The 25789-nt window shown below is 42.1% G+C and carries 30 protein-coding genes and 1 pseudogene; 7 read left to right on the top strand and 24 right to left on the bottom strand.

All coding sequences use genetic code 11. The features are described from left to right. Positions 1 to 23: 23 nt before the first annotated feature. Positions 24 to 227 carry a hypothetical protein gene (locus tag DW915_RS07645; protein WP_118741884.1) on the bottom strand — a complete coding sequence of 68 codons (204 nt, stop codon included), beginning with the start codon at positions 225 to 227 and terminating at the stop codon, positions 24 to 26. Between DW915_RS07645 and DW915_RS16560 the strand changes: the two are divergent. After that, positions 223 to 510, top strand: a pseudogene (locus DW915_RS16560) (hypothetical protein); the annotation flags it as partial. The gene DW915_RS07645 and the pseudogene DW915_RS16560 overlap by 5 nt on opposite strands. Positions 511 to 615: 105 nt before the next feature. Here the strand turns inward: DW915_RS16560 and DW915_RS07635 are convergent. The 3 genes from DW915_RS07635 to DW915_RS16420 all read right to left on the bottom strand — a co-directional run bounded on the left by DW915_RS07635 (position 616) and on the right by DW915_RS16420 (position 2691). Continuing rightward, positions 616 to 1557 carry a TlpA disulfide reductase family protein gene (locus DW915_RS07635; RefSeq protein ID WP_118741883.1) on the bottom strand — a complete coding sequence of 314 codons (942 nt, stop codon included), beginning with the start codon at positions 1555 to 1557 and terminating at the stop codon, positions 616 to 618. 83 nt (positions 1558 to 1640) lie between these two features. Further along, the gene (locus tag DW915_RS07630) at positions 1641 to 2555 is read right to left on the bottom strand and encodes a 4Fe-4S binding protein (protein ID WP_117760975.1); all 915 of its coding nucleotides are present in this window, start codon (positions 2553 to 2555) and stop codon (positions 1641 to 1643) included. Next, positions 2548 to 2691, bottom strand: coding sequence for a CD1871A family CXXC motif-containing protein (locus DW915_RS16420; protein ID WP_055218540.1), 144 nt, complete (start codon positions 2689 to 2691; stop codon positions 2548 to 2550). The genes DW915_RS07630 and DW915_RS16420 overlap by 8 nt, the downstream gene beginning before the upstream one ends. Before the next feature lie 99 nt (positions 2692 to 2790). On the opposite strand from DW915_RS16420, the gene DW915_RS07620 reads away from it, so the two are divergent. Further along, positions 2791 to 3471 carry a response regulator transcription factor gene (locus DW915_RS07620; RefSeq protein WP_199676779.1) on the top strand — a complete coding sequence of 227 codons (681 nt, stop codon included), beginning with the start codon at positions 2791 to 2793 and terminating at the stop codon, positions 3469 to 3471. Further along, on the top strand, positions 3468 to 4640 hold the full coding sequence (locus tag DW915_RS07615; protein ID WP_118741882.1) for a sensor histidine kinase: 1173 nt from the start codon (positions 3468 to 3470) through the stop codon (positions 4638 to 4640). The genes DW915_RS07620 and DW915_RS07615 overlap by 4 nt, the downstream gene beginning before the upstream one ends. 394 nt (positions 4641 to 5034) lie before the next feature. On the opposite strand, the gene DW915_RS07610 is transcribed toward DW915_RS07615, so the two are convergent. The 13 genes from DW915_RS07610 to DW915_RS07555 all read right to left on the bottom strand — a co-directional run bounded on the left by DW915_RS07610 (position 5035) and on the right by DW915_RS07555 (position 17470). Further along, complete coding sequence (locus tag DW915_RS07610; protein ID WP_147398425.1) at positions 5035 to 5961, bottom strand: hypothetical protein; 927 nt, start codon at positions 5959 to 5961, stop codon at positions 5035 to 5037. Positions 5962 to 6175: 214 nt separating this feature from the next. Next, on the bottom strand, positions 6176 to 7276 hold the full coding sequence (wecB, locus tag DW915_RS07605) for a non-hydrolyzing UDP-N-acetylglucosamine 2-epimerase (protein ID WP_118741880.1): 1101 nt from the start codon (positions 7274 to 7276) through the stop codon (positions 6176 to 6178). 2 nt (positions 7277 to 7278) lie between these two features. After that, complete coding sequence (locus DW915_RS07600) at positions 7279 to 8475, bottom strand: CotH kinase family protein (protein WP_243033806.1); 1197 nt, start codon at positions 8473 to 8475, stop codon at positions 7279 to 7281. 249 nt (positions 8476 to 8724) lie between these two features. After that, entirely contained in the window at positions 8725 to 9405 is a 681-nt protein-coding gene (locus DW915_RS07595) for a DUF4956 domain-containing protein (RefSeq protein WP_158581039.1), read from the bottom strand. A gap of 66 nt (positions 9406 to 9471) precedes the next feature. Then, a complete protein-coding gene (locus DW915_RS07590; RefSeq protein ID WP_055264982.1) occupies positions 9472 to 10146 on the bottom strand; it encodes a polyphosphate polymerase domain-containing protein in 675 nt (224 codons plus the stop codon). After that, positions 10110 to 10703, bottom strand: coding sequence for a hypothetical protein (locus DW915_RS07585; RefSeq protein WP_118741877.1), 594 nt, complete (start codon positions 10701 to 10703; stop codon positions 10110 to 10112). The genes DW915_RS07590 and DW915_RS07585 overlap by 37 nt, the downstream gene beginning before the upstream one ends. Continuing rightward, positions 10703 to 11824 carry a DHHW family protein gene (locus DW915_RS07580; protein ID WP_118741876.1) on the bottom strand — a complete coding sequence of 374 codons (1122 nt, stop codon included), beginning with the start codon at positions 11822 to 11824 and terminating at the stop codon, positions 10703 to 10705. The genes DW915_RS07585 and DW915_RS07580 overlap by 1 nt, the downstream gene beginning before the upstream one ends. Then, positions 11811 to 12914: a leucine-rich repeat protein gene (locus DW915_RS07575; protein ID WP_158581038.1), complete on the bottom strand. Its 1104-nt coding sequence runs from the start codon at positions 12912 to 12914 to the stop codon at positions 11811 to 11813. Before DW915_RS07575 ends, DW915_RS07580 begins: the two co-directional genes overlap by 14 nt. Positions 12915 to 13254: 340 nt before the next feature. Continuing rightward, on the bottom strand, positions 13255 to 13500 hold the full coding sequence (locus tag DW915_RS15730) for a hypothetical protein (protein ID WP_158581037.1): 246 nt from the start codon (positions 13498 to 13500) through the stop codon (positions 13255 to 13257). Between the two features lie 4 nt (positions 13501 to 13504). Then, complete coding sequence (locus DW915_RS07570; protein ID WP_118741874.1) at positions 13505 to 14779, bottom strand: glycosyltransferase; 1275 nt, start codon at positions 14777 to 14779, stop codon at positions 13505 to 13507. Beyond that, the gene (locus tag DW915_RS07565) at positions 14770 to 15555 is read right to left on the bottom strand and encodes a hypothetical protein (protein ID WP_118741873.1); all 786 of its coding nucleotides are present in this window, start codon (positions 15553 to 15555) and stop codon (positions 14770 to 14772) included. The genes DW915_RS07570 and DW915_RS07565 overlap by 10 nt, the downstream gene beginning before the upstream one ends. Before the next feature lie 60 nt (positions 15556 to 15615). Continuing rightward, complete coding sequence (locus DW915_RS07560; protein ID WP_118741872.1) at positions 15616 to 17070, bottom strand: sensor domain-containing diguanylate cyclase; 1455 nt, start codon at positions 17068 to 17070, stop codon at positions 15616 to 15618. 25 nt (positions 17071 to 17095) lie between these two features. Next, the gene (locus tag DW915_RS07555; RefSeq protein WP_082426128.1) at positions 17096 to 17470 is read right to left on the bottom strand and encodes a response regulator; all 375 of its coding nucleotides are present in this window, start codon (positions 17468 to 17470) and stop codon (positions 17096 to 17098) included. 293 nt (positions 17471 to 17763) lie between these two features. Between DW915_RS07555 and DW915_RS07550 the strand changes: the two genes are divergently transcribed. Next, positions 17764 to 18480, top strand: a complete 717-nt coding sequence (locus DW915_RS07550) for a LytR/AlgR family response regulator transcription factor (RefSeq protein WP_055264998.1) — start codon at positions 17764 to 17766, stop codon at positions 18478 to 18480. A 1-nt stretch (position 18481) separates the two neighbouring features. Next, positions 18482 to 19801 carry a sensor histidine kinase gene (locus DW915_RS07545; protein WP_118741871.1) on the top strand — a complete coding sequence of 440 codons (1320 nt, stop codon included), beginning with the start codon at positions 18482 to 18484 and terminating at the stop codon, positions 19799 to 19801. 4 nt (positions 19802 to 19805) lie between these two features. On the opposite strand, the gene DW915_RS15725 is transcribed toward DW915_RS07545, so the two are convergent. From DW915_RS15725 to DW915_RS07520, 6 genes are all read right to left on the bottom strand, one after another. Further along, positions 19806 to 19949, bottom strand: coding sequence for a hypothetical protein (locus DW915_RS15725; protein ID WP_158581036.1), 144 nt, complete (start codon positions 19947 to 19949; stop codon positions 19806 to 19808). Positions 19950 to 19977: 28 nt separating this feature from the next. Further along, on the bottom strand, positions 19978 to 20190 hold the full coding sequence (locus tag DW915_RS07540; protein WP_118741870.1) for a hypothetical protein: 213 nt from the start codon (positions 20188 to 20190) through the stop codon (positions 19978 to 19980). A 202-nt stretch (positions 20191 to 20392) separates the two neighbouring features. Beyond that, a complete protein-coding gene (locus DW915_RS16555) occupies positions 20393 to 20689 on the bottom strand; it encodes a Mu transposase domain-containing protein (protein ID WP_431834947.1) in 297 nt (98 codons plus the stop codon). Positions 20690 to 20738: 49 nt separating this feature from the next. Continuing rightward, complete coding sequence (locus tag DW915_RS07530; protein ID WP_055265006.1) at positions 20739 to 20945, bottom strand: hypothetical protein; 207 nt, start codon at positions 20943 to 20945, stop codon at positions 20739 to 20741. 115 nt (positions 20946 to 21060) lie between these two features. Next, positions 21061 to 22458 (bottom strand): ATP-binding protein, encoded by a 1398-nt coding sequence (locus DW915_RS07525; protein ID WP_112483362.1) that lies wholly within the window; start codon positions 22456 to 22458, stop codon positions 21061 to 21063. Between the two features lie 371 nt (positions 22459 to 22829). Beyond that, on the bottom strand, positions 22830 to 23372 hold the full coding sequence (locus tag DW915_RS07520; protein ID WP_117804794.1) for a hypothetical protein: 543 nt from the start codon (positions 23370 to 23372) through the stop codon (positions 22830 to 22832). A gap of 1034 nt (positions 23373 to 24406) precedes the next feature. Here DW915_RS07520 and DW915_RS07515 point away from each other — a divergent pair. Together DW915_RS07515 and DW915_RS15625 are read left to right on the top strand one after the other, a co-directional pair. After that, the gene (locus DW915_RS07515; RefSeq protein ID WP_117804818.1) at positions 24407 to 24952 is read left to right on the top strand and encodes a GNAT family N-acetyltransferase; all 546 of its coding nucleotides are present in this window, start codon (positions 24407 to 24409) and stop codon (positions 24950 to 24952) included. 12 nt (positions 24953 to 24964) lie between these two features. Next, entirely contained in the window at positions 24965 to 25210 is a 246-nt protein-coding gene (locus tag DW915_RS15625; RefSeq protein ID WP_147342474.1) for a hypothetical protein, read from the top strand. A gap of 378 nt (positions 25211 to 25588) precedes the next feature. Here DW915_RS15625 and DW915_RS07505 read toward each other — a convergent pair. Next, the coding region (locus DW915_RS07505) for an ATP-binding protein (protein ID WP_158581046.1) at positions 25589 to 25789 on the bottom strand (201 nt) is incomplete at its 5' end.

The following is a 25789-nucleotide window of genomic DNA, read 5'->3' as shown; positions in this document are numbered from 1 at the left end:
CTCCTTCGACCCGAACTCATACGTCATTCCGCCACCTCCATTTCCCCACGAAAAAAGCACCAGCCAACCAGGTGACCGATGCTTTCGTAAATATAATCATCCCCGCCCAAAACAATCTTTCCAGTCAGGTTCCACACCCCGGACCACGGAGGACCATCATCCCCCGGAACACAGAAGGACAGCCTTCCATCTTCCAGAATAACAGGAGCCACCGCAATATTTTTCATCCGGTTATTAAACCGCTCCTTGAAAGGGACTTATACCACAGAACAATTACTTCACACTTTAAAAGACATAACATTTGCGGATATAGAAGAACAGGGTTTCATGCCGGTATATAAACGTCAGGAAATCACTGACGATCTCCATGAAACCTGCGGATTCAGAACGGACTATCCATTCATAACAAAACGGAAAATAAAACGTTCCTTTTTCCTTTGTCTGCTACCTCGTCTTGTAAATGTATTTGAAAAAAATCCTGTTATGAAAAGGGAGTGCGAAAAAACGTAACTTTGCTTTTTCGCACTCCCTTCCTATAATGTCAAGCCCTAAATCACTTCCGCAAGCCCCACTTTGCGGTATCGCTTGCTTCCTTTGGCTGCCGCAGCTCTCGTCTTACTTCGCGCTGTCTGCATCTATCACAGACTGGATCTGTTTCATCAGCGTATCATAATTCTCCTGATTGTCGATTCCGCCAAGCATCGGTTCTCCCACAATATTTCCATTTCGATCGACTAAGATTGTGGTCGGAAATGCCATAATATCGGAAGCATACTTTCCTGCAGCGGAAGCAGAGTCAATGGAAAGATTGCGGTATTTCGCACCCTGGCTTTCAAGAACCGCTGCTGCTTCTTTGATCGCATCCTGATTTCCGTCGAAGGTTTCTGTGTTGATGCCTACAACCTCGCCTCCCATGGATTTGATTGCATCATTTAATTCGTTCAGCTTGGATAACTCAGCAACACAAGGCTTGCAGCCGGTAAACCAGAAATTCACGACCGTTACCGCATTTTTGGAAAACAGACTTTCGTCAACGGTGTTGCCATCATAATCCTGGCCCGAGAAATCCCGGAACGGAGATGCCTCTTCGGAATCGTTTTTCGCATCGCTATCTTCCGATGCTGTATTGCCGTTTTCCAATTCCGCCATCTGTTCCTCGATTTTTCGTATCGTTTCAATATCATCCGTCAGTGTATTCAGCTCGTCCTCAGAAAAAGAGTCCTTGTTGGCTTCAACCGTGTCTGCCAGATAATCCGCATAATTTCCGCTCGGATCCGCCGTGCTTTTATTCATCATGCCAAACACCTTGTTCCATACATCCGCATGATCTGCAAAAATCTGGTTCTCCTGCTGATATAAATCGTCCAGCTTTGTGCCGGAAGCCCCTGCCGTTTCGGTTCCGGATTCCGCAACAGATCCCGTAACAGCTTCTGTGCCGGATTCCGTCTGGGTTGTCTGCGTTTTCTTTGTGTCTACAGCCTCTTTTCCGTTGCATGCGGTAAGTAATAATGCTACGCTGAGTGTAAAAACAGGGATAAAAGTTCTTTTGGTTTTCATAAATTATGGCTCCTTTTAAGATAGTATAATGTAAAAAACAAGAATTCAATATCATCCTTCGATGCTTCGTGATCTGCTGCTGATCAATGGTTTCTGATCTCTGACTGTTGATCTCCAGTGTCCTTTTTCTGACACGTTTTTCCCATAAACTGGTAGTGGATCGCATCCTTCGGGCAGGCCTTGATGCAGGCTCCGCATCGGATGCATTCCGGATGATTTGGGGTCCGGCACACGTCGATATCCATTTTACATGCCCTGGAACACTGGTTGCATCCGACACATTTGCTGTTTTCAATCGTGATATGTAAAAAGCTTACCTTATTAAATAAGGAATAGATTGCCCCAAGAGGACAGATCCATTTGCAGAAGGGTCTGTAAAACAAGATGCTGAGCACGACAACCGTAATCAGAATACAGAATTTAAACGAAAACAGCTTGCCCAGTGCAGACCGGATTGCGGCATTTCCGATGGAAAGCGGGATCGCCCCCTCCAGAACGCCCTGCGGACAAATATATTTGCAGAAGAACGGATCTCCCATCCCGATCGAATTCGTTGCAAACATCGGCAGAAGAATCACAAAAACAACAAGGATGATGTATTTCAGATACCGCAGCGGCTTCAGTCTGGCCGTGGAGAATTTCTTTCCGGGGATTTTGTGAAGCAAATCCTGAAACCATCCAAACGGACACAAAAAACCACAGATGAATCTTCCCAGTGTCACGCCGAGTAAAATCAGGAACCCGGTTATGTAGTAGGAAAACTTAAATTTGGATGATCCGACAACCGCCTGAAAGGCTCCGATGGGGCACGCTCCCGTCGCAGCAGGACAGGAATAACAGTTTAGTCCCGGTACGCATACCGTTTTCGCCTTGCCCTGATATATTTTGCCCTGAAAAAAATTGGGGATATGAGGATTGGTAAGCAGTGTGGCCGCTGCCTGTATCCACCCGCGTATTCCGGCTATTTTCTTTGATCGTAACTTCTTTTTCTTATCCAATTCCGACACACTCCAGACATAATTTAATTGCTTTCCCAAGCACAGCAGCCGCTTCCCCTCTGACGGCGCCATAGCCCATCATTGCTATGCCTGTGATAACTAAAACAATTTGAGATATTTTTCTGCACTTCAAAATATAGTTGCTCCTTTTATTCTATTGATTGACCAGCTGACTCTGATATTATACAATAGCAGTTGTAAAATCATTGTTAAGAAATGGGCGGGTGAAAAAATTTTGAGATTATTAATCGTAGAAGATGAGAAACAAATGTGTGACACAGTTGCCAGAAGTCTGTACGCTGCCGGGTACGAGGTGGATACCTGTTATGATGGCGCGGAGGCTCTGGAATGCATCCTGGCAGAAAATTATGATCTGATTGTCCTGGATCTCAATCTGCCCGGCATGGACGGAATGGATCTTCTAAAAGAGCTCCGGAAGGAAAACGAAGAGACGAAGGTTCTGATCTTATCTGCAAGAGGACAGATTGCAGACAAAGTAGAAGGACTCGATGCCGGGGCAAATGACTATATGGAAAAGCCGTTCCATCTGCAGGAGCTGGAAGCGCGGATCCGCAGTCTGACGAGAAGAAAATTTGTGCAAAAGGATGTCTGTCTGGAAAGTGGCGGGATCAAATTCGATACCATCAAACGGGAGGCCTATGCCAACGGAACCCTGGTTTCCCTGACAAGAAAAGAAAACGGCATTTTGGAATATCTGCTTCTTCACCTTGGCAGACCGGTAAGCCAGGAAGAATTGATCGAGCATGTCTGGGATGCCTCCATGGACAGCTTCAGCGGATCCATCCGCGTCCATATGTCTTCTCTTCGCCGAAAGCTCAGGGCGGTACTTGGATACGATCCGATTTTAAATAAAGTAGGCGAAGGATATCAAATACGAGAGGAGTCCGACCGATGAAAAAAATATCACTGCAGTGGAGACTTACCTGTATCATTACCCTGTATATTGCGGTCATCTGTGGATGTCTGACCCTGCTTGTTTATAAAAACGGAATTTATTATATCGATTCCCTGCAGGAGACCGTAGATGCCCGGGGCGATGATGCCGGAGATCAGGGCGGAGACGGTACCGCAGACGGTTCCGATCAAATCTATATCAGCATTCCGGAGGACAAGTGGGATGAATTTGCCAGAGATTTCTCTGTTCAGGTGTACAACAATAAAGCAGACTACAAAAGAAACAGCCTGATCCTTTCCGCTTTATTGGCCCTTCTTGGCGGTGTCGCTACCTATTTTATCAGTGGCCATGCACTTCGGCCCATTCGTGAGTTCTCCGAAAAAATCGAGGAGGTGCAGGCACAGAATCTGGCCGATTCGCGCATTGAAGAAAACAAAGTAAAAGAGCTGAACCAGCTTCGTATTTCGTATAACAAGATGCTGGAACGTCTCGCAGATGCTTTTGAAATCCAGAGACAGTTTACGGCAAATGCAGCGCACGAGCTTCGCACTCCACTGTCTGTCATGCAGGTACAGCTCGATTTATACCATTCCACCCCGCATCCGGGCAATGACGCCGACACCTTACAGACACTGAAAATGGTGACAGAGCAAAACGGCCGGCTCAGCAAAATGGTCAAGACACTGCTCGATATGAGTGAGCTTCAAACAGTAAGCAGGGATGAAACCATTGCCGTTGACGCCCTTGTCGATGAAGTACTGGTGGATCTGGAACCGCTTGCCCAGGAAAAGGAGATAAAACTGATCGGGAACTGTAACGATACCACTATGGTCGGAAGTGACATTTTGATTTACCGGATGGTATACAATCTTGTTGAGAATGCAATCAAATACAACCATTTCGGCGGACAGGTTACCGTAACCGCATACCGGAAGGGAAAAAGCATCTGCCTGTCCGTAGAAGATACCGGAAGCGGAATCCCGGCTGAATTAAATGAACGCATATTTGAACCATTCTTCCGCGTAGATAAATCCAGAAGCCGCCAGCTTGGCGGAGTAGGCCTTGGGCTGGCCCTGGTTCGTGAAATCGTGCGCGTACATGACGGCAGAATAACCGTTCAGTCCAGCCCGTCTGGTGGAACGATCTTTGAGGTAGTTTTTACACAGTGACATCATCCCAAAAGCCGTCATCGAAGTCACTCTTCTAACAATGACTTTCTCGATATCATCGCCAAGATGCGGTTGGCGTTACCCGCTTCTAATTATAGCAAAAGGAGGTTCTTTTTCTACCGTTTCAACGCTACGGCTCTTTTCTTCCACAAGCATAGCTTGTGGTTTTCTCTATGAAGAACAAAAATGTCCCCCGAGGGCTTGTTACAGCTCTCCGGGGACACTTTATGTGCTATGCCTTGGTGCACACAACCGGCGTTTTACTTGATTACAATCAGATTCGGGTTCTTTGGGCTTCATCAACATCCGCAAACTGCATATTGCAAATATGCTGTTTTGACAGGTACTATTTTTGAAAATTGCGATAGTATTCGTTTATTCACTCTGCACAAGATCATATACATGGTATAAATGCTGTTTTTATTTTTCTTTCATATAATCCATACAATTTCTCGCATTCCATGCATATCCATCCTGCTTCGCCTGTATATAGCGGATATTTTCGTTCCTTACAATATTCTGTTTCATAATTTCCTACTAATTCCACAAGGTTATTGATATCCCTCATCTGCGCAGCAGCCATTCCTGTCATTGCCCACAAAAAGCCAGTTCTTTTTTTATTCAGTTTCTGCCACTGAAACCTTTCCGTAAACTGATCATATAATACCTTTTGCTTTTTCTTCTCTTTTACCGGAAATTCATAAATCAGCGGATAAATCTGAGCAACACCATCCGGATAAAATTCTGTCTGATGATACCGATCACTGTTTCCGATAATTCTCCATCTTTGATTCGCATCATCCCAGAATATCTTTTCTATCTGTTTCTGTATCTTTTTACGAATTTCACTGATCGCCTGCGTATCTTCCAGTCCTGCAAGTTCCAATTCGTACAGGCCTTTCCACACTTCCAGATTATCCATCAGATAAACTGTTGTGTTTTCTTCTGAAACCTGTGTAATTCCATCCTGCATCAGGCTTTGAATCTTTTTTAATGCAAGGCTGATTCCATTTTTCCAGGATTCCGGCAGGTCTGTACTTTCTGTCTTTTCCAGATATTTTCCCATAAGAAAAAGGTACATACCAAGATATCCGTCTTCGGAATCAGCCTTTTCTTTATAAATAAGTTCCCCACCCTCTTTCCTGTAGATTCCCATTTTTCCATCTGTTTCCAGCAAAACCCCAGTATGCCAGTCCAGATACCTGCCAACAGCTTTTTGCTCTGTTTCAGTCATGGGGCAATTCTTTGTTTCTGCCAGAAGCCCCAGTGCAGCCACACATGCAAAGTATGGATTAACATCTCCGGCTTTACTTCCATTCATATAGATTTCGCCTTCAGGGCCCTGATTCTCAAGGATCCACTTTTTTTCTCTGGTCAGGACGGTTTCCAGCCATTCCTGCCGGACAGATATTTCTTTTCTCAGGTTCTGATAATAAGCAAACATAAACACAATGCACACAGTTATGCAAAATATAATAAGTCCCATCACGTTCTTTCGATGTTTCACTTTTCTTTTGCATTGGCTCTGTTTATGCTTATGCATCTATATCCTCCAGGATTTTTCTGATTTTGATACTTGCAGTCCCATCACCATAAGGGTTTCTAGCCTCACTCATTTTTCTGTATGTCTCCGGCTCTGTAAGAAGCCGCCTGCATTCTCTGTAAATATCCTCCATCTTCGTGCCTACAAGCTTTAAGGTTCCTGCTTCCACACCTTCCGGACGCTCTGTTGTATCCCGCATGACCAGTACCGGTTTTCCCAGTGCAGGAGCTTCTTCCTGAATTCCGCCGCTGTCTGTCATGATCAGATAACTGGCTTTCATCAGGTTATGGAATTCCACCACATCCAGTGGTTCGATCAGGTGTATTCTCTCGCATCCACCAAATTCCTCATCTGCGATCTTCCTGACCTGCGGATTCAAATGTACAGGATAAATAACCTTCACATCTGTAAATTCTTCCACGATCCTGCGTATAGCCCGGAACATATCACGCATGGGCTCTCCCAGATTCTCCCTTCTGTGTGCTGTTACAGCAATCAGTCTGCTGCCTTTTGCCCATTCTGTTTCCGGATGATAAAAATCACTTCGCACCGTATAGTGCAAAGCATCAATTCCTGTATTTCCTGTGATAAAGATCCGCTCTGGATCCTTACCCTCTTTCAGCAGTGCATTCGCTGCTTTCTGAGTGGGCGCAAAATGCAGGCTGGCAGTAAGTCCAATGGCCTGCCTGTTAAATTCTTCCGGATAGGGAGATTTCATATTATAAGTACGAAGTCCCGCTTCCACATGTCCTACCGGGATCTGCTGGTAAAATGCAGCCAGAGATGCGGCAAATGCAGTAGACGTATCTCCATGGACCAGCACAATATCCGGTTTTTCCTTTTTCAGGATCTCCCTCATTCCTGTAAGAATAGCCGTTGTCACATCCGTAAGATCCTGCCCTTTTTTCATGATCGCCATATCATAATCCGGGACCACTTTAAAAATATCGAGAACCTGCTTCAGCATTTCCCTGTGCTGGCCTGTGACACACACCAGCGTTTCCAGTTTTTCACTTTTTTTCAGTTCCAGAACAAGAGGGCACATTTTAATTGCTTCCGGTCTTGTCCCAAAAATCACCAGTACTTTTTTCATTTTCAATTTCCTCCCAGTTCTTTATCCAGATACGCCAGTCTTTCGCGGATAGTATCTGTCAGCTGTTTCATAGCTTCTTCATAGCTTCTGATATTCCTCGATGTGCCCTCCTTACTGGTTCCGGCTAACAGATTCTCTTTAAAAGAATATCCCCACACTTTAAAGTTTCTGTCCACAGCCTCTCCCAGTTTCTCCTGATAAGATGCTATTTTCTCAGCGATATGTTCATCAGCGAGAGTAGTTTCTCGTAATTGCCTGTATCTTTCACAGACACGGTCCCTGAAATTTTCATCCTGCCACAGCCTTTGAAACCATGAATTCTCCACAGTATGAAGAACATCCGTTTCTGTCCGGAACCACTGATAATTATCAAAACCATTGTTAAAGTCCCATACAGCAAGCTGCAGTTTTCCGTCCAATTCTTTATACAAATAAGTAGAAAGATTACCAGCATCATAATTCATGGCAAATTCATTGATAATAAAATAGTCCACCCAATTATCCATGTCTATATATGCCTGATATCCAATTCTTTTGTCGCTGAAATTCTTCCCATACAGAACTTGTTCAAATTCGGAAATATCTTTCTGGATATATGCTTTTTGTTTTTCCGTTATTTTATTTTTTGACGGATATCTTATGTACAAAGCGTTATATGTATAGCCGTTAGTCTTTCCCCATGTGTCTATCTCTTCAGAGCCCGTATCAATTCTGTCTCTGTTTACAATATATGCAGTTTCTCCGGACAACAAACCAAATTCCGCGAGACGCAGTCTGCTTTCTCCGTTTGTTACAGGCTCCACTGCCAGATAAACGCCCTGATATTCTCCATCAACAAACAATTCCACAAACCGGGTGTCCGGAGCCCATCCATTTAATTCCCTTGCCAGATCATATACCAGTTTATTTCTAATCAGCGTCTTATCAAGATAAGGACCATTTAACACCCATTCACTGTTTGCTCCCATTCCTGCAAGAGACACTTCTTTTGCACTGTCTTTTTCATTTTTATAAAATTTAATGCGATACTGCTTTTTATCGAATTTGCTATAAGAAGAAGCGCCTCTGTATTTGATCGTAGCGCGGTATATGGAATTGGGAAGAGAAAAAACAGATTGTTCCTCTCCGTTTCCATCCAACAGAGCAATATTTCCCCAGATTGCATTCTCCTTCAGGACCTGCTGTCCCTTTGTATTCATATAGACTACCGGAAGTGTCGTAGAGAATTCTCCCAAATCATAGTATTCCAGACTCTCTTCGTCCGGTGCAGCCCACTCCTTCACTTCTTCTTTCGTGATAGTGGTTCTCTTTTTTTCCTTTGACTTATTTTCCGACTTTACAACAGAATTTCCCACAACGGATATTCCACAGAGAACTGTTATCATCAGAATACATAAAAGGATACGTCTTATCCTTTTCATAGCAACACCTCTCATTCAGGCAGCCTTTTACTGCGAAAGTTCATCCTTCTGGTCAACTATATTTATCCTTTTCACACCATCGATTTTGATCAGTTTCTCTGAAATATCCATCTGATTTTCTTTTGCAGCTTTATACAGGATTCCCTCTCCGATAGAATAAACCAGTTCAAAGCTGCCTTCTGTAACATTTCTCATGGAAACATGTGCCTTTCCTGAAAAGAAGGTATCCACTGCTGCCTCTGTTTTATGTAAGCAGTCAGGTTTTCCCTGAACAACCAGCAGCTTATTACAGGATGTAAAGCCTTTTCTTGTAATAATAAGAAAAAGAAGTAAAAAAGCAGAACCAATAACAATAAGCGCATACTGAGATACACCGCAGCCAATGCCTGCCGCAATTGCCCAGAAAATATAAGTAGCATCTCTTACATCCTTTACAGCAGTGCGGAATCTTATGATAGAAAGAGCACCAACCATACCAAGGGACAATGCAATATTATTACTGATAATGCTCATGATCATAGCTGTGATAATCGTGATCGATCCGATCGAAATATTAAATTTTCTGCTGTATGCAGGTCCTGCATAAGAAATTTTATAAGTAAACATAATAAAAAAGGCAACGATCAGTGCGATCACATTATTCATTAAAATCACAGTCACACTCAGTGCTTCTGTATTTGTCAGATTTTCTACGATAAATTCTCTCATATTTTTCTCCAATCCCGGCATCCGGTTTCCCATCGGTCTCCGGTCTGCCGCATGTAAAACTTACAGTCACATCATTCTGGCTCTGGAATATTTGCTGTGGCTGGTGGACAGTTCATCCGCTTTTTTCAATGTCTCAGCGATCATATCCGGCAGAAATCCTGTATATTTTACTTCCATCAGCACCTGTTCTGTACTGCCCAGCGCATCGGTTCCAACCTCCTCGAACAGACCATATGGATATAACGTTCCTCGGATATCCGTATCAAAAGTGATCCTTACATCACCTGCAGGATAAGCAAATGCCAGCCTCTGATAATCTATGATCGTCTTTGGACGGTAACAACCCTGTGTGATCCGCAAATACAATCTCATAGCCAGCTCTGTTTCATATTCCAGAAGAAACGAAGCATCTCCCTGTTCCATCCGAAGTGCGTGTTCACGGCTGACAGGTATGGAATATTTCACTCCGTCAAATCCGTTTTTGCATTTAAACTCCAGCTTTGCAGATAGATCATTCAAGGAATAAATTCTTAAACGGATCTTCCTTTTTTCATACATTCCATCCAGATTATCCCATAGATCCTGATCGTCTATGGAATCATAGTACTGAGATCTGATAAAATATCTGCCATTATCTCCATGGATATCTCTTTCCATAATGCCATCCAGCTTTTGTTGAAGAATCATGGCCTCTCTGCGGCTGATCAGATATTTGATTTCTTTGCGAAAAACCGTTTCCAAATCTCACGCCCCCTCTCTGACTTTCGTTCAAACAGAACGATCTGGAACAGGAGTCCGCATACTGTCAGCAAAGCCACGTATCTGACTCCCGTCTCATGAAGAAGAAACATTCCTGCCACAACAGAAGAAAGGATCGCGCCCTCCAGCGGAAAAAAGGCCGCTGCAGCTGCAGCTCCTGCAGCGAAAATAACTACAGCCCACCAGAACGGATAACACATCCATACAACTGCCGCAGCAGTCATGGCAGACAAGATCATGGAATCTGCTGTTTTCCACTTAAATGCCATATATCCCATCAGACACCCAAGTATCGTAAATGCTGTTACGATCGTCCCCCATCCGGTTTTTCCATCCATAACAGTACATAGGGCAATCGTCACTCCCCAGAACATTATGAAGGAAACAATCAGACGGTACACCTTAGCTCCTGCAAAAACAAGCAGAATCCCAAGGATCAGGAACAGCATTCTTTCTGTATTTCCGCTTATATGAAGCTTGTCTGCACTTCCTGTTTTTTCCATAAACAGTTCCGTTCCCTTAAGGATCAGTTCCGACATCAGCCATTCCCTCCTTCCTTTAAAAGTGGATTCAATGCATTCATATAGGATCTGTTTCCTGTTTCAGCAACATCCTGTGCCCATATAATATATTCTATATCATATTTTTCCAGTATTTCATCCAGATTCTGTATAAGATCTGCATCCTCATACATATTAGATACATAAACCTTTTCAAAGATTTCTGAAAGATAAGATATCATCATCTTTCCTCTTGTATCTGCAATAAGAAGAAGATTTCCCTTTCTCTGTCCTTTTCCTCTTCCTTCCACTATACTATGCTTATAACTCGAACCAATGACTGCATAATTTCCGCTGCCATTAAACTGTATCGTTTGTCTTTTTAGTGTCTGTAGCTGCCCTTCTTTGTTTTCAAAGGTTAATTCTTCGCGATTGGGATTTGAACCATTGATATAAATATAGAATGGTTCTTCTTCCATGTTTTCTATTCCTTTCTTTATTTCGTCTGTCGTATACTTTCCTAGCGCTTCCAAAAGAAGGTTTCCCTTAAAATTTCCAAAAACATATTCACGGTAAGCATCCAGGTTTTCCTTATCATATCCAAGTTCTCCAAAAATCACCTGCGCCCCGTAAAATGCCCCACGCATTGTCCAGCTATTTCCAGTTCTGAAATAAATATATTCATCCTGATGTTTCTCCAGTTCAGACAGCGGATTCAAAACCACTGAGGGATCTGAAAAAGAGGCTTCCAGTTTCTCTATAAAATCACTGTATTTTTCCTTTTCAGTTTCATATCCACTTTCAAATACTGCTCTTTGCGGTATCGGCATAATATAAGTGTCTTTTCCACTCTTTTTCTGTAATGCTTTCATAATATCTGCCGCATATGAAATACGATCCTCAGAAATCTGATTTATATTAAAGATACGGTCTGTATAGATCACCTGATCCTGCGTTTCCAGGATTTTGGTTTTTGAAAGAGACTGGTCATTTTTCAAGCCATAATTATTATATACATCTCTTGTTTCCGGAACATATACGCTTTCCTGCTTAACACTCTGCAACTTTTCCATTCCATTCTGAAGGATCAGAATTCCTGCAGACATCACGATCAAAACAAGCAAAACCAGAAACACTTCTGCGGTTTTATTCTTTTTCAACTGAATTCACCTCCCTGAACCTGATCCTGGCATTTGGACAGTTTTTCTCCAGTTCTGTAATACCCGGCTGATCTTTTATTTTCTCTGATACGGAAATCTGTTCAAGAGAAACACAATCTCTGAATGCACTGATTCCCACATATTCCACACTGTCCGGAAGGTATACTTCTTTCAGATTCCTGCACCCGCGAAAAGCATGATCACCTATTTTCTTTAACAGCGCGGTATCTGAAAATATCAGTTTATTAACAGACACACAGCCAGCAAATGCAGCTCCTTCAATCACAGTCAGGGAATCCGGAAGACTTACAAATTCCAATGCATAACAGTTTTCAAAAGCTGATGTCCCTACCGATTTCAGCGAAAGCTTTTCTATGCTTTCCCATACTTTCAGCACATGACAGTCAGCAAATGCATAGTCCCCAATAACAGAAACGCTTTCCGGCAGATGCAGTTTTTCAAGACTTCTGCATCCAAAAAACTGACTCTTCGGAATAACAGATGCACCTTCAGGAATAACTGCTTCTTTTACATATATATCTCCTCGAAATCCCTGAAAGCTAACATTTTCATATTCTGACAGATCCCGGAAAGTAATCTTTTCTTCATGAACAGGTTCACTTGGAAAACAATACTCTCCCAATACCTCTCTGTCCGATTTCAGGATTTTTCCACCGCCCTCTGAAACCACATATCCATAAACATAATTACCGCCATAAAATGTTATTGTTCCGCGGGCAACAACTGAAGTAATCTTACCCGGCTGACCTGCACTGGCGCCTTCTTCAAATATAATGTTTCCCTGTGTAAAAATGTTTCCGAGCACTGTTGCATTTTTTTCCAGCAGTATATCATTCTCCGCAAAAATATTTCCAAGCACCGATGCATTTTCCATGATTCTCACAGCCCCATCACTGTGGATATCTCCCTGCAGGATAATGTCCTCTATCACCTTTATATCCCCATCGGAAATAATCGTATAAGGAACTGTCCCGCTTTCCGTAACCATATCATCATCTATGTAATGCCTGTTATATTCATGACTGTTCATTACCGGCATACGAAATATTCTGGGATCACATTCCTCCATAAACCGGTCCGGTTCCTCCGGACGCTGTCCCAGACGGATCACCGGTGCATACAGACTATGGAAAACATTGTCAAAGCCTATCACAAGCTGTTCTCCACTTGATACCCTTTCACCCAGATCACATTCATCATAAACTGCAACCGCATGTTCTGCGTCCGCCCATCTGAGAAGCCGGATCTTATTTCCGAAAAGCAGTCTTTTTTTGCTGTATACAGCCCGGATCCGTATGTTTTCTTTCACAAACAACGCATCCTTTTCACTGTAGATCTCTTTTTGAAAATGCAGATCATTTTGCTGCGGACAAAAGACGGTATTTCGGGCAATGACCAGATCTTCAATGTCAGGCTGCGCAAATTCCTGGTTTCCATCTGCTTCCAATACCTTTTCCTGTCTTGAAAGCATGATCGTACCATTCTTCATTTCCGGAAGAGCTTTTTCCACCAGAGCAGAAAAGCTTTTTCCAAAATATCTGGCATCTTTCACATAATCCTGCCTTATTTTCAGGATCTGCCCTTTTCTCATCCTGAAATGCAATACTGCGACCAACAGAGGCATAGAGAACATACAAATAAAGATCAAGATCCATACCTTCATTTTTCAGCCTCCTTTTCCGTTTTCTGCACAGTAAACCGCACTGTTTTATCCCATTTCACACCTCTTCCGGTAACAGTATCTACCACTGCATCCCAAAATCCCAGAGAGATATTCCACATATAGAAGAAAAAATTAAACATCATAAGAGGCAGAAGCAATGCCTCTCCGGGAAGTCCGTCTATGATCAGCGAGGTACCTATCTCAAAAAATGGTGCAAAATTTCCAAGGGAATTATAAATTCCCAAAAACAATATAACCCACCAGCCACTGAATATCTGCATTTCACCCAGGAAAAACAATCCAAGGGAAACTACCCAGCCCAACAGCAGAAATACCGGTACCGAATAGATAAAAAGCAGAAATAAGCCATCTATTTTCTGAAATAGTCCCATATAAGGAGTTGTGATCGTAGGGATCAGATAACGGAACAATACTTCATTATGACCTCTTGACCAGCGTCTGATCTGTCTGCCTCTCACATTCCAGCTTTCCGGAGATTCTTCATAACATTCCGCCGAGTTAGCGTATACGACCTTCCATCCATTGGTAAAAAGCCGATATGTAAGTTCCGTATCTTCTGCCAGAACCTTTGGATTAAAGCCACCTGTTTCTAACAGAAAATCTTTTCGAAATCCTCCCACTGTACCGCCATACTGCGGAATTGTTTTCAGGTTATATCGTGCCTGTTGATCTACCTGATATCCGCCGGACCGTTCCAGATTGATAAGTCTGGTCAGCATATTTGTGTTGGTATTGTACGGTATCACCCGCCCCATAACTGCACCTACCTGCGGATCCTCAAATCCCAGCGCAATCTGTTTCAGCATGTTTCTGGCAGGTCTGTAATCCGCATCAAATACAATGATGATCTCCCCTTTTGCCAGCTTCATTGCATCATTCAGACCTACCGGCTTTCCTCTGTCCGGACAATCTCTGTGAAGGGGGCGTATAAACTCATACTTTCTGTGATACTCATCCAGCATTTCCCTTGTACGGTCTGTAGAATTATCATTGATCGGAATAATTTCAAGTTTGTCCCTGTCATACTCACATTTCAGCAGAGAATCCAGAACGTTGGAAAGCACCTGCTCCTCATTATGCATAGGGATCAGTACGGAAATACTTTTCATCCGGTCTGTAAGGATATCATTGTAATAGAGACGCTGCCTGCCCAGAAGTCGTACAATTGTAAAATAAAAATGTCTGGCAGTGTACAGAAGCATCAGGATAATAACAAAAATAGTATAACCTTTCATAATAGCTACGACCATTTCCATACCTCCCTTCCCTTTCTTGAATCGTAAACACCGATCATGCGGTCGACAAACACTGCATAAATCATAACCAGATACAAAAAGTCAAACATGGGCCCTATTATAAAGTAGAAAAACGCCATATAGATCACAGAAAATCTGTACAGCAGCCAGATAAAGATCACATAGCGAACAGTTCCAAATACTATGGAATACAGCATTACTGCAAGAAGCGTCAAAAGCTTATAGATCACTCCCCGGTCTCCTATAATTCCGGTGACCATAATTGTCATGACAAAAAACATCACCCATATGCCAATTTCCTGAAGCATATATAATTTTGAATAAACGGTTAAGGTATACGGAAAATATTTTTCCCCAAACACAAACCACAGACTGTTTATCAGATGAATCGCACTGCACAGGATCAGATAAATGGCAAGAGGGCGCCCCTTCCATGGAAGTCCCGCCAGCAGAATGATTGCCGCAAGAGAAACTGCTGCATTTATAAGGCTTATCTGTATTCCCGGATATACGGTTCCTGCACTGAGATAGCTGATTTTTCCAAACAGAGGATACGTTTCTGAACGGATCCCAACATACATCTGCGGTTCATATTTTTTTAAAGCATCGGCCCCTATCTTACAGATCACCCTGGTCAGATCATCGATCTGCGTCCACATAAGCAGAAAACCAAGCAGAATCAGTATGACAATATACAGAATACATTTCTTTTTATCTATCTCAATTCTTCGATAGGTTCTGGTGTAATCAATTACTTTCTTTTCTTTCATAGACTTCTCCTTTTGTTCCGCTTCGCTATGCAGCTCATAACTGGGAACCTTCCAGATTTTTTACATTCCCTCCCCATAAATTACAGCACTGCAGCCTTTCTGCTTTTTACTCTGATACATTGCCCTGTCAGCCTTTCTGTATAGCTGATCAAAAGAAACATCTTCATATCCATCATAAAAACACGCACCCAGACTTATTTCTATACTCTTTCCACGCATCTCTATGATATCAATCTGTCGAATATTTTCAAAAAGGCGCTCGAAGAATTTCTCAGCTACTGTTTGCTCCAACATTTTCGGCATAAATATTGCGAACTCATCACCTCCAAGCCTCATAACCACATCACTGTCACGACATGTTTTCTGCAGCGTCTTCGCAACGGCTATAATTGCCTTATCTCCTACAGAATGCCCATAAGTATCATTGATGGATTTAAATTTGTCACAGTCGATCAGGCAAAGCAATCCCTTTGTTTTTTCCTTTAAAAGTTCAGTAATCCTTTTTTCTCCGCTTCCACGATTACATAATCCTGTCATAAGATCTGTCTTCGCCAGATAAATCAGCCAGTTCTCACGCTTTTTTTCTTCTTCTATACACTCAATACAAAAAAGCACATGCAGAAGTCTTCCATTTTCATCGTAGTCTACAGGAATAAATCTGCTTCGACACCAACCTGATTTTTTATCTATAAATTCATGTGATATGTTGTTTTTTCCAAGAAGCCGTTTTTCCAGCGTACTGATATCTACAAACTCCAGTGATTCCTGACGTTGTGATTCTATACACATTTTCTCAACCATATCATTGATATGTCCGCAAAAATCATCCCTGATTTCATATTCTCCCATTTTTTTGAAATCTTTTCCCAAACATTCCACGATCTGATCTGTCATTTTTACAATATGATATTTCTTTGTCTGCACATCAACCAAATGCATGGATGTATAGATCTTCGAGAGGGATGTATAACTGCTGAGCCGTGCCTCTTTATTTGACTTTATAAATGAATTACGCAATTTCAGTAACGAGATAAGAAGCGTTCCTATCATATCCAGAAAAATAGTAAGCCCCCTGTAATCACCCTTTGGAGGATTATCCACACCGAAAAAACCACTTATCTCATCTTTGTAACGCAAAGGACATACCACCACATTTCTTACATTCTGTGCTTTTAACATATCATAGGACATGCGATGTTCTTCTTTGATATCTTCTATATCAGCGATAATGATACTTTCGCCCTTGGAAAACGTATCGTACCACCACTTTATTATGTCCATATCTACATTCTGCAATCTGTCTATTTCGGGAACCACTCCCTGCGCACACCATTCATACGTATTGTTTGTGACATGCCTTTCTTTACAATCTTCGAAAATATATATTCTGTCAGAACTGATATGTCTGCCGAAAAAACGAATAAATTCATTAATCTGCTCGTCAGGTGTATGGTAATTAAGTGCGGATCTAAGTGCTTCATTTATGACAAGTTCATACTTCATGATCGTCTTCATGTTGTTTTCCTCACAAATGTCTTTCTTATCTTATTTTGTTACATTCAAGCCAGATGGAAAGTCCTTCTTTTATTTTCTGCTCTTCCACAGGTTTCATAAAAAAATATTCTATCCGCAGCCTGAACGCATGGAGAGAAAAATCAAGGTCACTACACCAGATGATTCCACATTTCGGATACAGGGAACGAAGATGTTCTGCTGCATTCAGGCCGGCTACACCCGGTAATGCGAGAAACAGCACTGTTGGTACTGTTTTCAATGTCTCTGCAAAAAACTGTTCCTGACTCTGATAGATTTCAATCAGCGGAAAGACATTCTTCTCTGCACAGTACTTCCTGATATATTCCGCGCTGTTTTGTCCTTCCTGTTCCTGGTCGGTCAGTATGGCAATACAATACACGATCCCTCTCCTTTCCATTTAACGTACTTTCATTTGTTACCCTCATTATAAAAAATATCAAAATTATTTCAATAATTCTGTCACGAAACGACAGAAAATGACATGAATTACAACTCCGTGGTATTGTTTTATGATATACTGTTACCAGAGCGTTTTCGAAATAACTACACCACTTGCTTGTCTGCGAATTCGATTGCACAGATGAAAAAATATTACCGAAAACAGCGTGAACAGTAACGAGGAATTCTCAGCAGGCAGAATTTTATAAATATATATTATAAGGAAGATTTACTATGAGAATTGCAATTGTTGATGATATTTCAGAAGAACGGACACTGTTACGAAACAGACTGGAATCTCAGTTTTCCAGGCGCAATGTCCATACAGATATACTTGAATATGAAAATGGAGAAGCCTTCCTCACTGCGGCAAAGGAATGTCCTTTCACTGTAGTGTTTCTGGATATTTATATGAATGGTTCCAACGGGATCGATACAGCAAAAGAACTTCGCAGATCAGACACTGACTGTCTGCTGGTCTTCACAACAACTTCCACTGACCATGCATTAGAAGGATTTCAGGTCCGGGCTCTGCACTATCTTGTAAAGCCCTACAGTGAAAATGATATTTCCGCACTGGCAGATGAAATCCTTTCCCGCATCCCGGATTCCGGGAAATACATAGATGTAAAGGTCAACGGCAGCAATATTCAGATCCCTTTCCGGAAAATAATCTACGCAGAACATTTTTCCCATATGATCTACATCCACACTGCCGGTGAAAGGGAACTGGTCACCCGCCAGTCCTTTGATTCCTTCATAACCTCCCTGAAAATGGATCCACGCTTCTATCAGTGTAACCGGGGCGTCGTGATCAATCTGGAACATGCAGTTGATTTTGACGGAACAGGCTTTTGCCTTGATAACGGAAGCAATATCCCGGTAAGCAGAAAGCTTCTCAAAAACGCCAGACAGACATTTATGGAATTTCTGTTCCAAAGGAGGTTCTGAAATGGCTGACATGCTTCGCCCTGTACTTGAGCTTTCCGTGATCATTCCCGGCATACTGCTGACATATCTGCCTGTAAAAAGCTATTTGAGACAGACACCGCTTAAGCTGACAGCGTGGCTTCTTCCTCTTCTTCTGGGAATCTGTATTTTCGGAGGAGCGGTTTGCTGTGCCTTCCACTTTCCCACCAGATGGGTCCTGTTTCCTCTGCTGCCCGTTATTATGCTTATTTATCATAAAACGCTAAAAATCTCTGTCTGGAAATCCGTTAGTATTTTTCTGGCAGTCTTTGCAGTTTTTGCATGTATCAACAGCCTGTCCCGGGCAGTCAATGCACTTATAACTGCTGACCTGCATATTACAGAAAATGAACTGTGGTTTCATACCGGTGCCGGAATTTTCTATAATGTCATCTGCCTGCTGTTTGTTCTGGCAGCCTGGTATCCTGCCTGCCACCGTGTACAGACAATGATCGCAGACGAAAACTTTGCCCAGACCTGGTATGTATTCTGGATTCTTCCGGTAATCTTTATCGGAGTGAATCTTTTTATGATCCCTAAATACCGCAGTACTTTATATACCGGACGGGTCCTACAGTGTTATATTGTTTTAAGTCTTGTACTGCTCATAATCCTGCTCCTGTTTTATGCCATGTTTCTCATGCTGGCGGTCAGCCTGAACAGAAATGCCAGACTTCAGCATGAGAACCATCTTCTTTCCCTTCAGCAGGAAAGGTACAAGAATCTCTGCATGGCCATTGAAGAAGCAAGACAGGCCCGTCACGATATCCGCCATCATTTTGTCCAGCTGTCCGCTCTGGCAGAACAGGGTGACATGGAAAAGATCAAAAAATATCTCTTGGCTGCAACCGGCAAAATCTCTGACTATAACCTGCATTTCTGTGAAAATCAGGCTGTTGACAGTGTTTTCGGATATTATTCCGCCCTTGCCAAAAGAGAAAACATCCCTTTTCATGCACTGGTTTCCCTGCCTGCTGATCTTTCCATAGACGAGATTGATCTGTGTCTTGTGTTTTCCAATCTGCTGGAAAATGCCATCCAGGCAAGTGTAAAAACAGAACCCGCCCGCAGAAAGATCAATGTGGAGGTTTATCCCCACCATAATCATCTGCTTCTGATTCATGTGGAGAATACCTTCGATGGCAAAATACAGCAAAAAAACAATATTTTCCAATCCTCCAAACACTCCGGAAACGGCATAGGGATCGAATCTGTCCGCCACATTACCGACAAAAACGGCGGTGCCTGTGACTTTACTTATGAAGATGGTATTTTCTCTGCCAAAATAATGCTCCGGATATGATCAGTTATCCGGACAGTACCTGCAATTGCCCGTTCTTCACATAGGCAACAGCCTTGCGGCCATTTACAACTGCACGGGTTGCAAGAAGCACCCGCTTTCCTTGCGACGTATAAATTCCACATTTTGAAATCAATGTTAACACCCCCATTTGTGTGTGCCTCTTTACTTTTGGCAAATTACACCTCAGCATCTTTCCAAATCGATGTAATCGGTTCTCCAATTTGTTCCTCAACGATTTTCCGTATTTCTGGGTGCTTTTTCATGTAAAGAAGCACTCTCTTATCTCTCTCAATATATTCATCCCGGCTAAGATCATCGTCATCACCATACAAATCTCCGGCACTATCAATCGCTTCGAGTTCTATTGCCTTTTTAATAAAGTCAGCCAAGTCACTGCAACAAATAGCTGCTTACCAACGCACTAAATGTCTCAGCAGATGATCTTCTTGTAGACAGTTTGACGCACTCCGCGTCCACTGCCGATTCCGAGATCCACCGTCTGCTTTTAGACTGTAATGCAATTGAGCAGGAGATTCTCACCCGGATGGTAAAGGAGATGAAAGCAATTTTATACGGCTTAGGAGTTTGATTTTATAACTTGTTGATCATATAACAAAAAAGCCCGCATAAGCCACAACTGCACCTTGGAGCATACCGAAGTGCTGTCTGTGGTTTATGCGGGTATCTCGGATGTCGGCAGATCAGCCGGTTATACTCGTCGCAGATCCGTATCTCCGTCATGGTAGCCTTAAGAATTGCAAGCTTCCCCTTATAGGTATACAATACAGAATAGTAGTGGGCATCATACTCAAGGTGGTAATTATCTGGAACTTTAAGAAAGTATTTATAATCACAAAGTGTATAACTTTCGCCTGGAAGCTGGTTCATACGCGGTTTGTCGTACTTTTCAAATCCATTCATGCGGGATTTCCGAATGTCAGATTTTTTCTGGAAAGGACGCCGGTTGATGTCCGCTACGATCTTTTTGACCGCAGCATTCAGGGCTTCCAGAGAGGTATAAGTGTCTTTCTTTCAGTCCGGACTGCGTCCCCTTGATTGACTTGTTTACACTTTCCAGTGCTTTGGAGAGCTTTGTGGTATCGCCGCCGATCTCAACGGTGGTGCCCTGGATTCTGGATGCCATTTGCGTAACCACCTCCTTGCCGGCATGAAAAAAGCCCATCTGCACGGAGCAGACAGGCTAAAAATGGGTATAAAAATACCCTGCCAGCTTTCACCAGCAGGGTTGATTAGAATTTTTACTTGTAAAGGTCTTCCAGCGTTATCAGCCGAACTTCACCTCGCTCTTGTGCCTGAAGAAGTCCATCTGTGAATCCGCCTTTCGAGAAGATATAGTAGTGATAGTTGTTGCCCTTTCCAAAAACTGAGGCATAATCCCGAATCAAATCGAGTTCATCCACACCGATTTTCTCATTCCGGTATTTGCATGAACCGATGATATAGTCTTTGCCCTCAACAGGAGTTCCGACGATATCAATCTGTATCTGCTTTTTCTTCTTCGGGTCTGTCCCCCACCACTGGCCGATTTCACTCAGCTCAATAGGAAGGCTATCCGAATAATAGAGCAGGTAATCCTGACACATCTTCTCATAAATTAGACCCATGTAATCAGGAAGATACTGCTTTACAGCGTGTGGATAGGTCTTTGCAATTCTGCCAGAGTCAATGGCACTCATATTGATTGGCACAAACCGATACCAGAAACGGAAGAAGTTATCAGCCAGCAGATAGATGGTTTTCTTACCCGGTTTTTCTGTAATCGGTGTTTCTTTCTTCGCAATGCCAAGGTCGATCAGCGTTTTCAGGTACTTCGATACGACCGAGTTTTCCTCGCCGACCTTCATCTTGATATCGTTCATTCGGGAAGCACCTTCTGCAATCGCTTTAATGATTGCATTATAAATGGCCGGCTCCCGGAGTTCCTGCTTCAGTAAGTTCCCCGGTTCCTCATACAGATAGCTGGAGCGGTCAAAGAAATTATCCAACAGAGCTTCATCCACACTATCTCGCACATCCAACTTATTGATATAGTGGGGAACTCCTCCCGTGATCCCATAAATCAGGGAATTGTCTTCTGCAGACAGATTTGGGTGGAACACAGCGGTTTCTTTATAGTCTAGCGGCTCAATCTTAAACTGGCCAGTACGTCTGCCATACAACGGACTTTCCTTTCCAAGCACCTGACTCTCCATGAAGCTCATAGAGGAGCCGCAAAGAATCAGGTACATCTTGGACTCTGTCCATTTGTGGTCGATGATGTGCTGCAGCATCGCTGAAATAGCTGGTTTTGCTTTTGCAAGATAAGGATACTCATCAATGACAAAGACAATCCTCTTTTCCTTTGAAAGTGCTGTCAACTCATCCAAAGCTGCATCATAGGACCTGAACTCCGGTGCAGACTCCATATCCGGCCGCTCAAAACTCATAATCGACTTTGAGAGAGCTTCCAGATTTTCCTTTCCTGTCGTGTTCAATGCAGAAAAGAAAATGGTAGGCTTATCTTTGCAGAACTCGTTGATCAGTGCCGTTTTACCAACACGCCGTCTGCCGTAGATGACAATGCACTCAAACTTATCACCTGCATACCGTTTATTCAGTTTCCGCAGCTCATCCTCACGGCAATAGAATTGACTCATCTGCTCACCTCCAATAATTATACTCGTGAGTTAGTAACTCGTAAGTTACTTCTTTACGAGTATAATAAATCAGATAGTCTGCAAAGTCAAGTAAAATAACGATAAGTACATATGTTGCCTTCCATCCTGACCACGATGTCGGCCCTCTGGTTCTTTTGGGATTTCGGCGCTCACTAGCTATCCCTGTTACCTTGCTGTCTACGCTTAGCCTGCAGCGTTGCCGCGGCAGACTCAACACTCGCTTCAAATGCTGTGGTTAGCAGCTTATTTGATGGGGCTTCCACCCACCGGACTATATACCCTTTGCTGGACGCACGGGCAGACCCCAATGTGGCAAACGTACTGCTCCACTGCTTTCAAATACGCCCGCTTCATTCATAGTGATGATACACATCATCATCTGTCGTATAGAAATCACGACCGTCTGTAGTATAGACAACATCACCGTTTTCCAGATAAAAAACATCAGAACCGCGGCCGGTGATACGAACGCTTTTGCCATCACTGTCACTCAGATATTCCGGCTCCGAGGAAGATGTACTGGAAAGTTCATCGAAGAGTGCACCAAAGCTAAGTGGATCTGTTTCTTTCTCCTCTTCATACGAGGGAATGGGTGTGAGCAAAGCGTCAAAAATCTCCACAATATCTTCGCGCAAAGAACCAGAGTCTTGAGGTTCTTCGAATTTATCAATCCCAAGCCAAAGACGAACTACAATCCAGATCAGGCAAAAAACACCGACACCGATGATAAAAATTCCACCGCGTGTGCTGAGCATAAAAGCATTGGCTGCGCTGTCGCCGGCGGAACTCGTATTCAGAATCGTAGCAAGCCATTCTGGCTGAAATCCGAAATGAAAATAAGCCACCGTCAGACCGCCCCAGATGAAAAAGAAAAATGGTATGAATATGTACATTATAATCGCCTCCTGTCTCATATTTTTTTCATATTTTTAATGAAGCGCAAAACGATCAAACTTTCCATCTGACACTGCTAAATCAATGTCACTCGTACGCTTAAAATCACCTCTTGCCTTGATCCGAAGAGAAGAATTTTTTTACATCATATTTTTTTGCAAAATCAGTAATTTCCTTTATCACCTGTCGGCGTATCCCTGTATTTTCTATTCCACCGGATTCATCGTACAATGCCAACTCATTTCCTGTTTTAATCCCATTATAGCATCATAGTATATAGTTGTCATGTAGTTAAAAACTACATCCTTTCTTCCCCTTTTTTAGTAATCTTTAATGGGGTCTGACCCCAATGTGTATTCCTCCGCCGCTTTCAACTGATTTCGCCGCTCTGACATACCTGAAAATTAAAGCAAAATTGTTACTGTTCCTTTATATGAACTCCGCACTAATTTTTGTACTTCGTTTAATTGCATTACTTTCATCCGCTCTAATTCGCATTCGTCAATAGTATCAGGGGTAAAAATCCTGATTTTTACATTTCCAGTGTCCGTATTGTTCTTAATTGTGATATCATATAATTTTATTTTTTTACAAACGATTTTTCTTTCATAATTTCTCCGAAAATAATTTTATACAAGGATGATTTATTTGCTGACTTGTGATATACTTAAAGTAATGTGTGGACTGGGGAATTTAGTATAATGTACGTTTGTATTCTAATAAAGTATGAAATATAAAGAGAAGATCTGTATGCGTTAATAACGCACGCAGGGTTTGATATAGGGGATAGGGATTACCCCATATCTAATAGAGAAACTACCGGTAAAGGCATGGAAATGTCTTACATTGCCACTAATAATCCACGCATATTTGTGCTGAAGTTTAAGATATAGTGTTTTTAGGTGAAGCTGATCACGCATGCCAAATTAGCATAAAAAAGTAAGAATTCTAATTATTTTTATGGATTTTAACACAAATGATCTGTCTTGGTAAAATACAGACTATTAATTAAACCAAAAGAAAGGGTGAAGATATGGCAGAGCTTCAATATAAATTGATGACATCTGCGGTTAATAACTTTGATTGTGGGAATTCTGCGATTAATGAGTATGTTGAAAATTCCTATTTTGCCACACTGCTGCAACAGTGTTATGCATATGAAATTGAATATAAGTCACTCGTAGTGGGATACTATATGATAACCTTTCGGGATGTCGCTTTTTATGATTGTATTTCAGAAATATCTGATTATCAAATTGATGATTTTGGAGAATTTCTTCCCAGTTTGTATATAAATTATCTGGCAATAGGAACAAAATATCAAAAGAATAAAATTGGGACAAAAACATTAGAAAAAATTATTAATGAAGCACGGCAATGGACTGATTTTTTACCAATTCGTTTTATTACCCTGAATGCAGTACCTGAAAAAGTGGACTGGTACAAAAAAATTGGATTTAAAGAGATGGGCAAGAATATTGATGCGGTAAATACATACATGTATATTGACCTTATTAAGGACAGTCAGTATGTGAAAAATTATTTTGAACAACAGACCGCTGACTTATTAGGGTATTGAAAGGAGAATATTATGCGCAATACTGTTATGACAGGTCCCATTATTTTATCTAAGGAAGATTCTTCACGACTTCGACAGAATATTCTTCATCCGACCGTTGAGTATCTTCAAGAACAAGAGCGTTATTTTGAAGAAATAGCTTCCAGTATGATTATCCACAAAGAAGGTTCTAATACAAGAGTAGAATTTAAAGATCTGGATCTTTCTAATCTTGATTTAATGATTGAAAAAGAAAAGAATGCGGCACCAGTACAGTAAGGCGCTGGTGCTGTCTACCTTCTCCACACCCTCACGGGTACTGATGTAGTTCATGTAATTGGCAAGATGTGAAGGTGGGGCATTCTTTAAGTAGTTGCATCGTAATATTATTTTAGGCATTTATCCTCCTTGCTAAATTCTTTATTGATAGAATTGGGAAACTACTGTGTCAACTAAGTCATCATACGTAACTATTTCCACATCCGTATAATCTGATTTAATTTCTATCCATTCATCGCATTCAAAATCATTTCTTCGTCCTACAACCAAATATCTTTTGGGTTTATATACTTTTGCATATTCCGCAAGAACTGCGCATCCGTTCCAGAGGAACGGAGCGCCATTCCGCTTCAAACTGAGCAAAGCTCAGCAGGTTGATTAATTACTATTGGTTATTCTGCGATCCCTGCCAGGAAATTCAAGGCGATATGCCTTAGATGTCATTCGACTTAAGCAGGCATCTGCGTAGGTGGAATCCCCAAAAAGCTGATACCATCCGGATACTGGAATCTGTGAGATAATAATAGTTGCCTTGCGGCAGTCTCTGGACTCGATGATTTCAAATAAATCGCGGCATTT

This window comes from Blautia sp. AM42-2, assembly GCF_003480245.1.
Lineage (GTDB): Bacteria > Bacillota > Clostridia > Lachnospirales > Lachnospiraceae > Fusicatenibacter > Fusicatenibacter saccharivorans.
The sequence above is the reverse complement of the archived record's forward strand: the minus strand, read 5'-3'. Positions and strand labels throughout refer to the sequence as shown.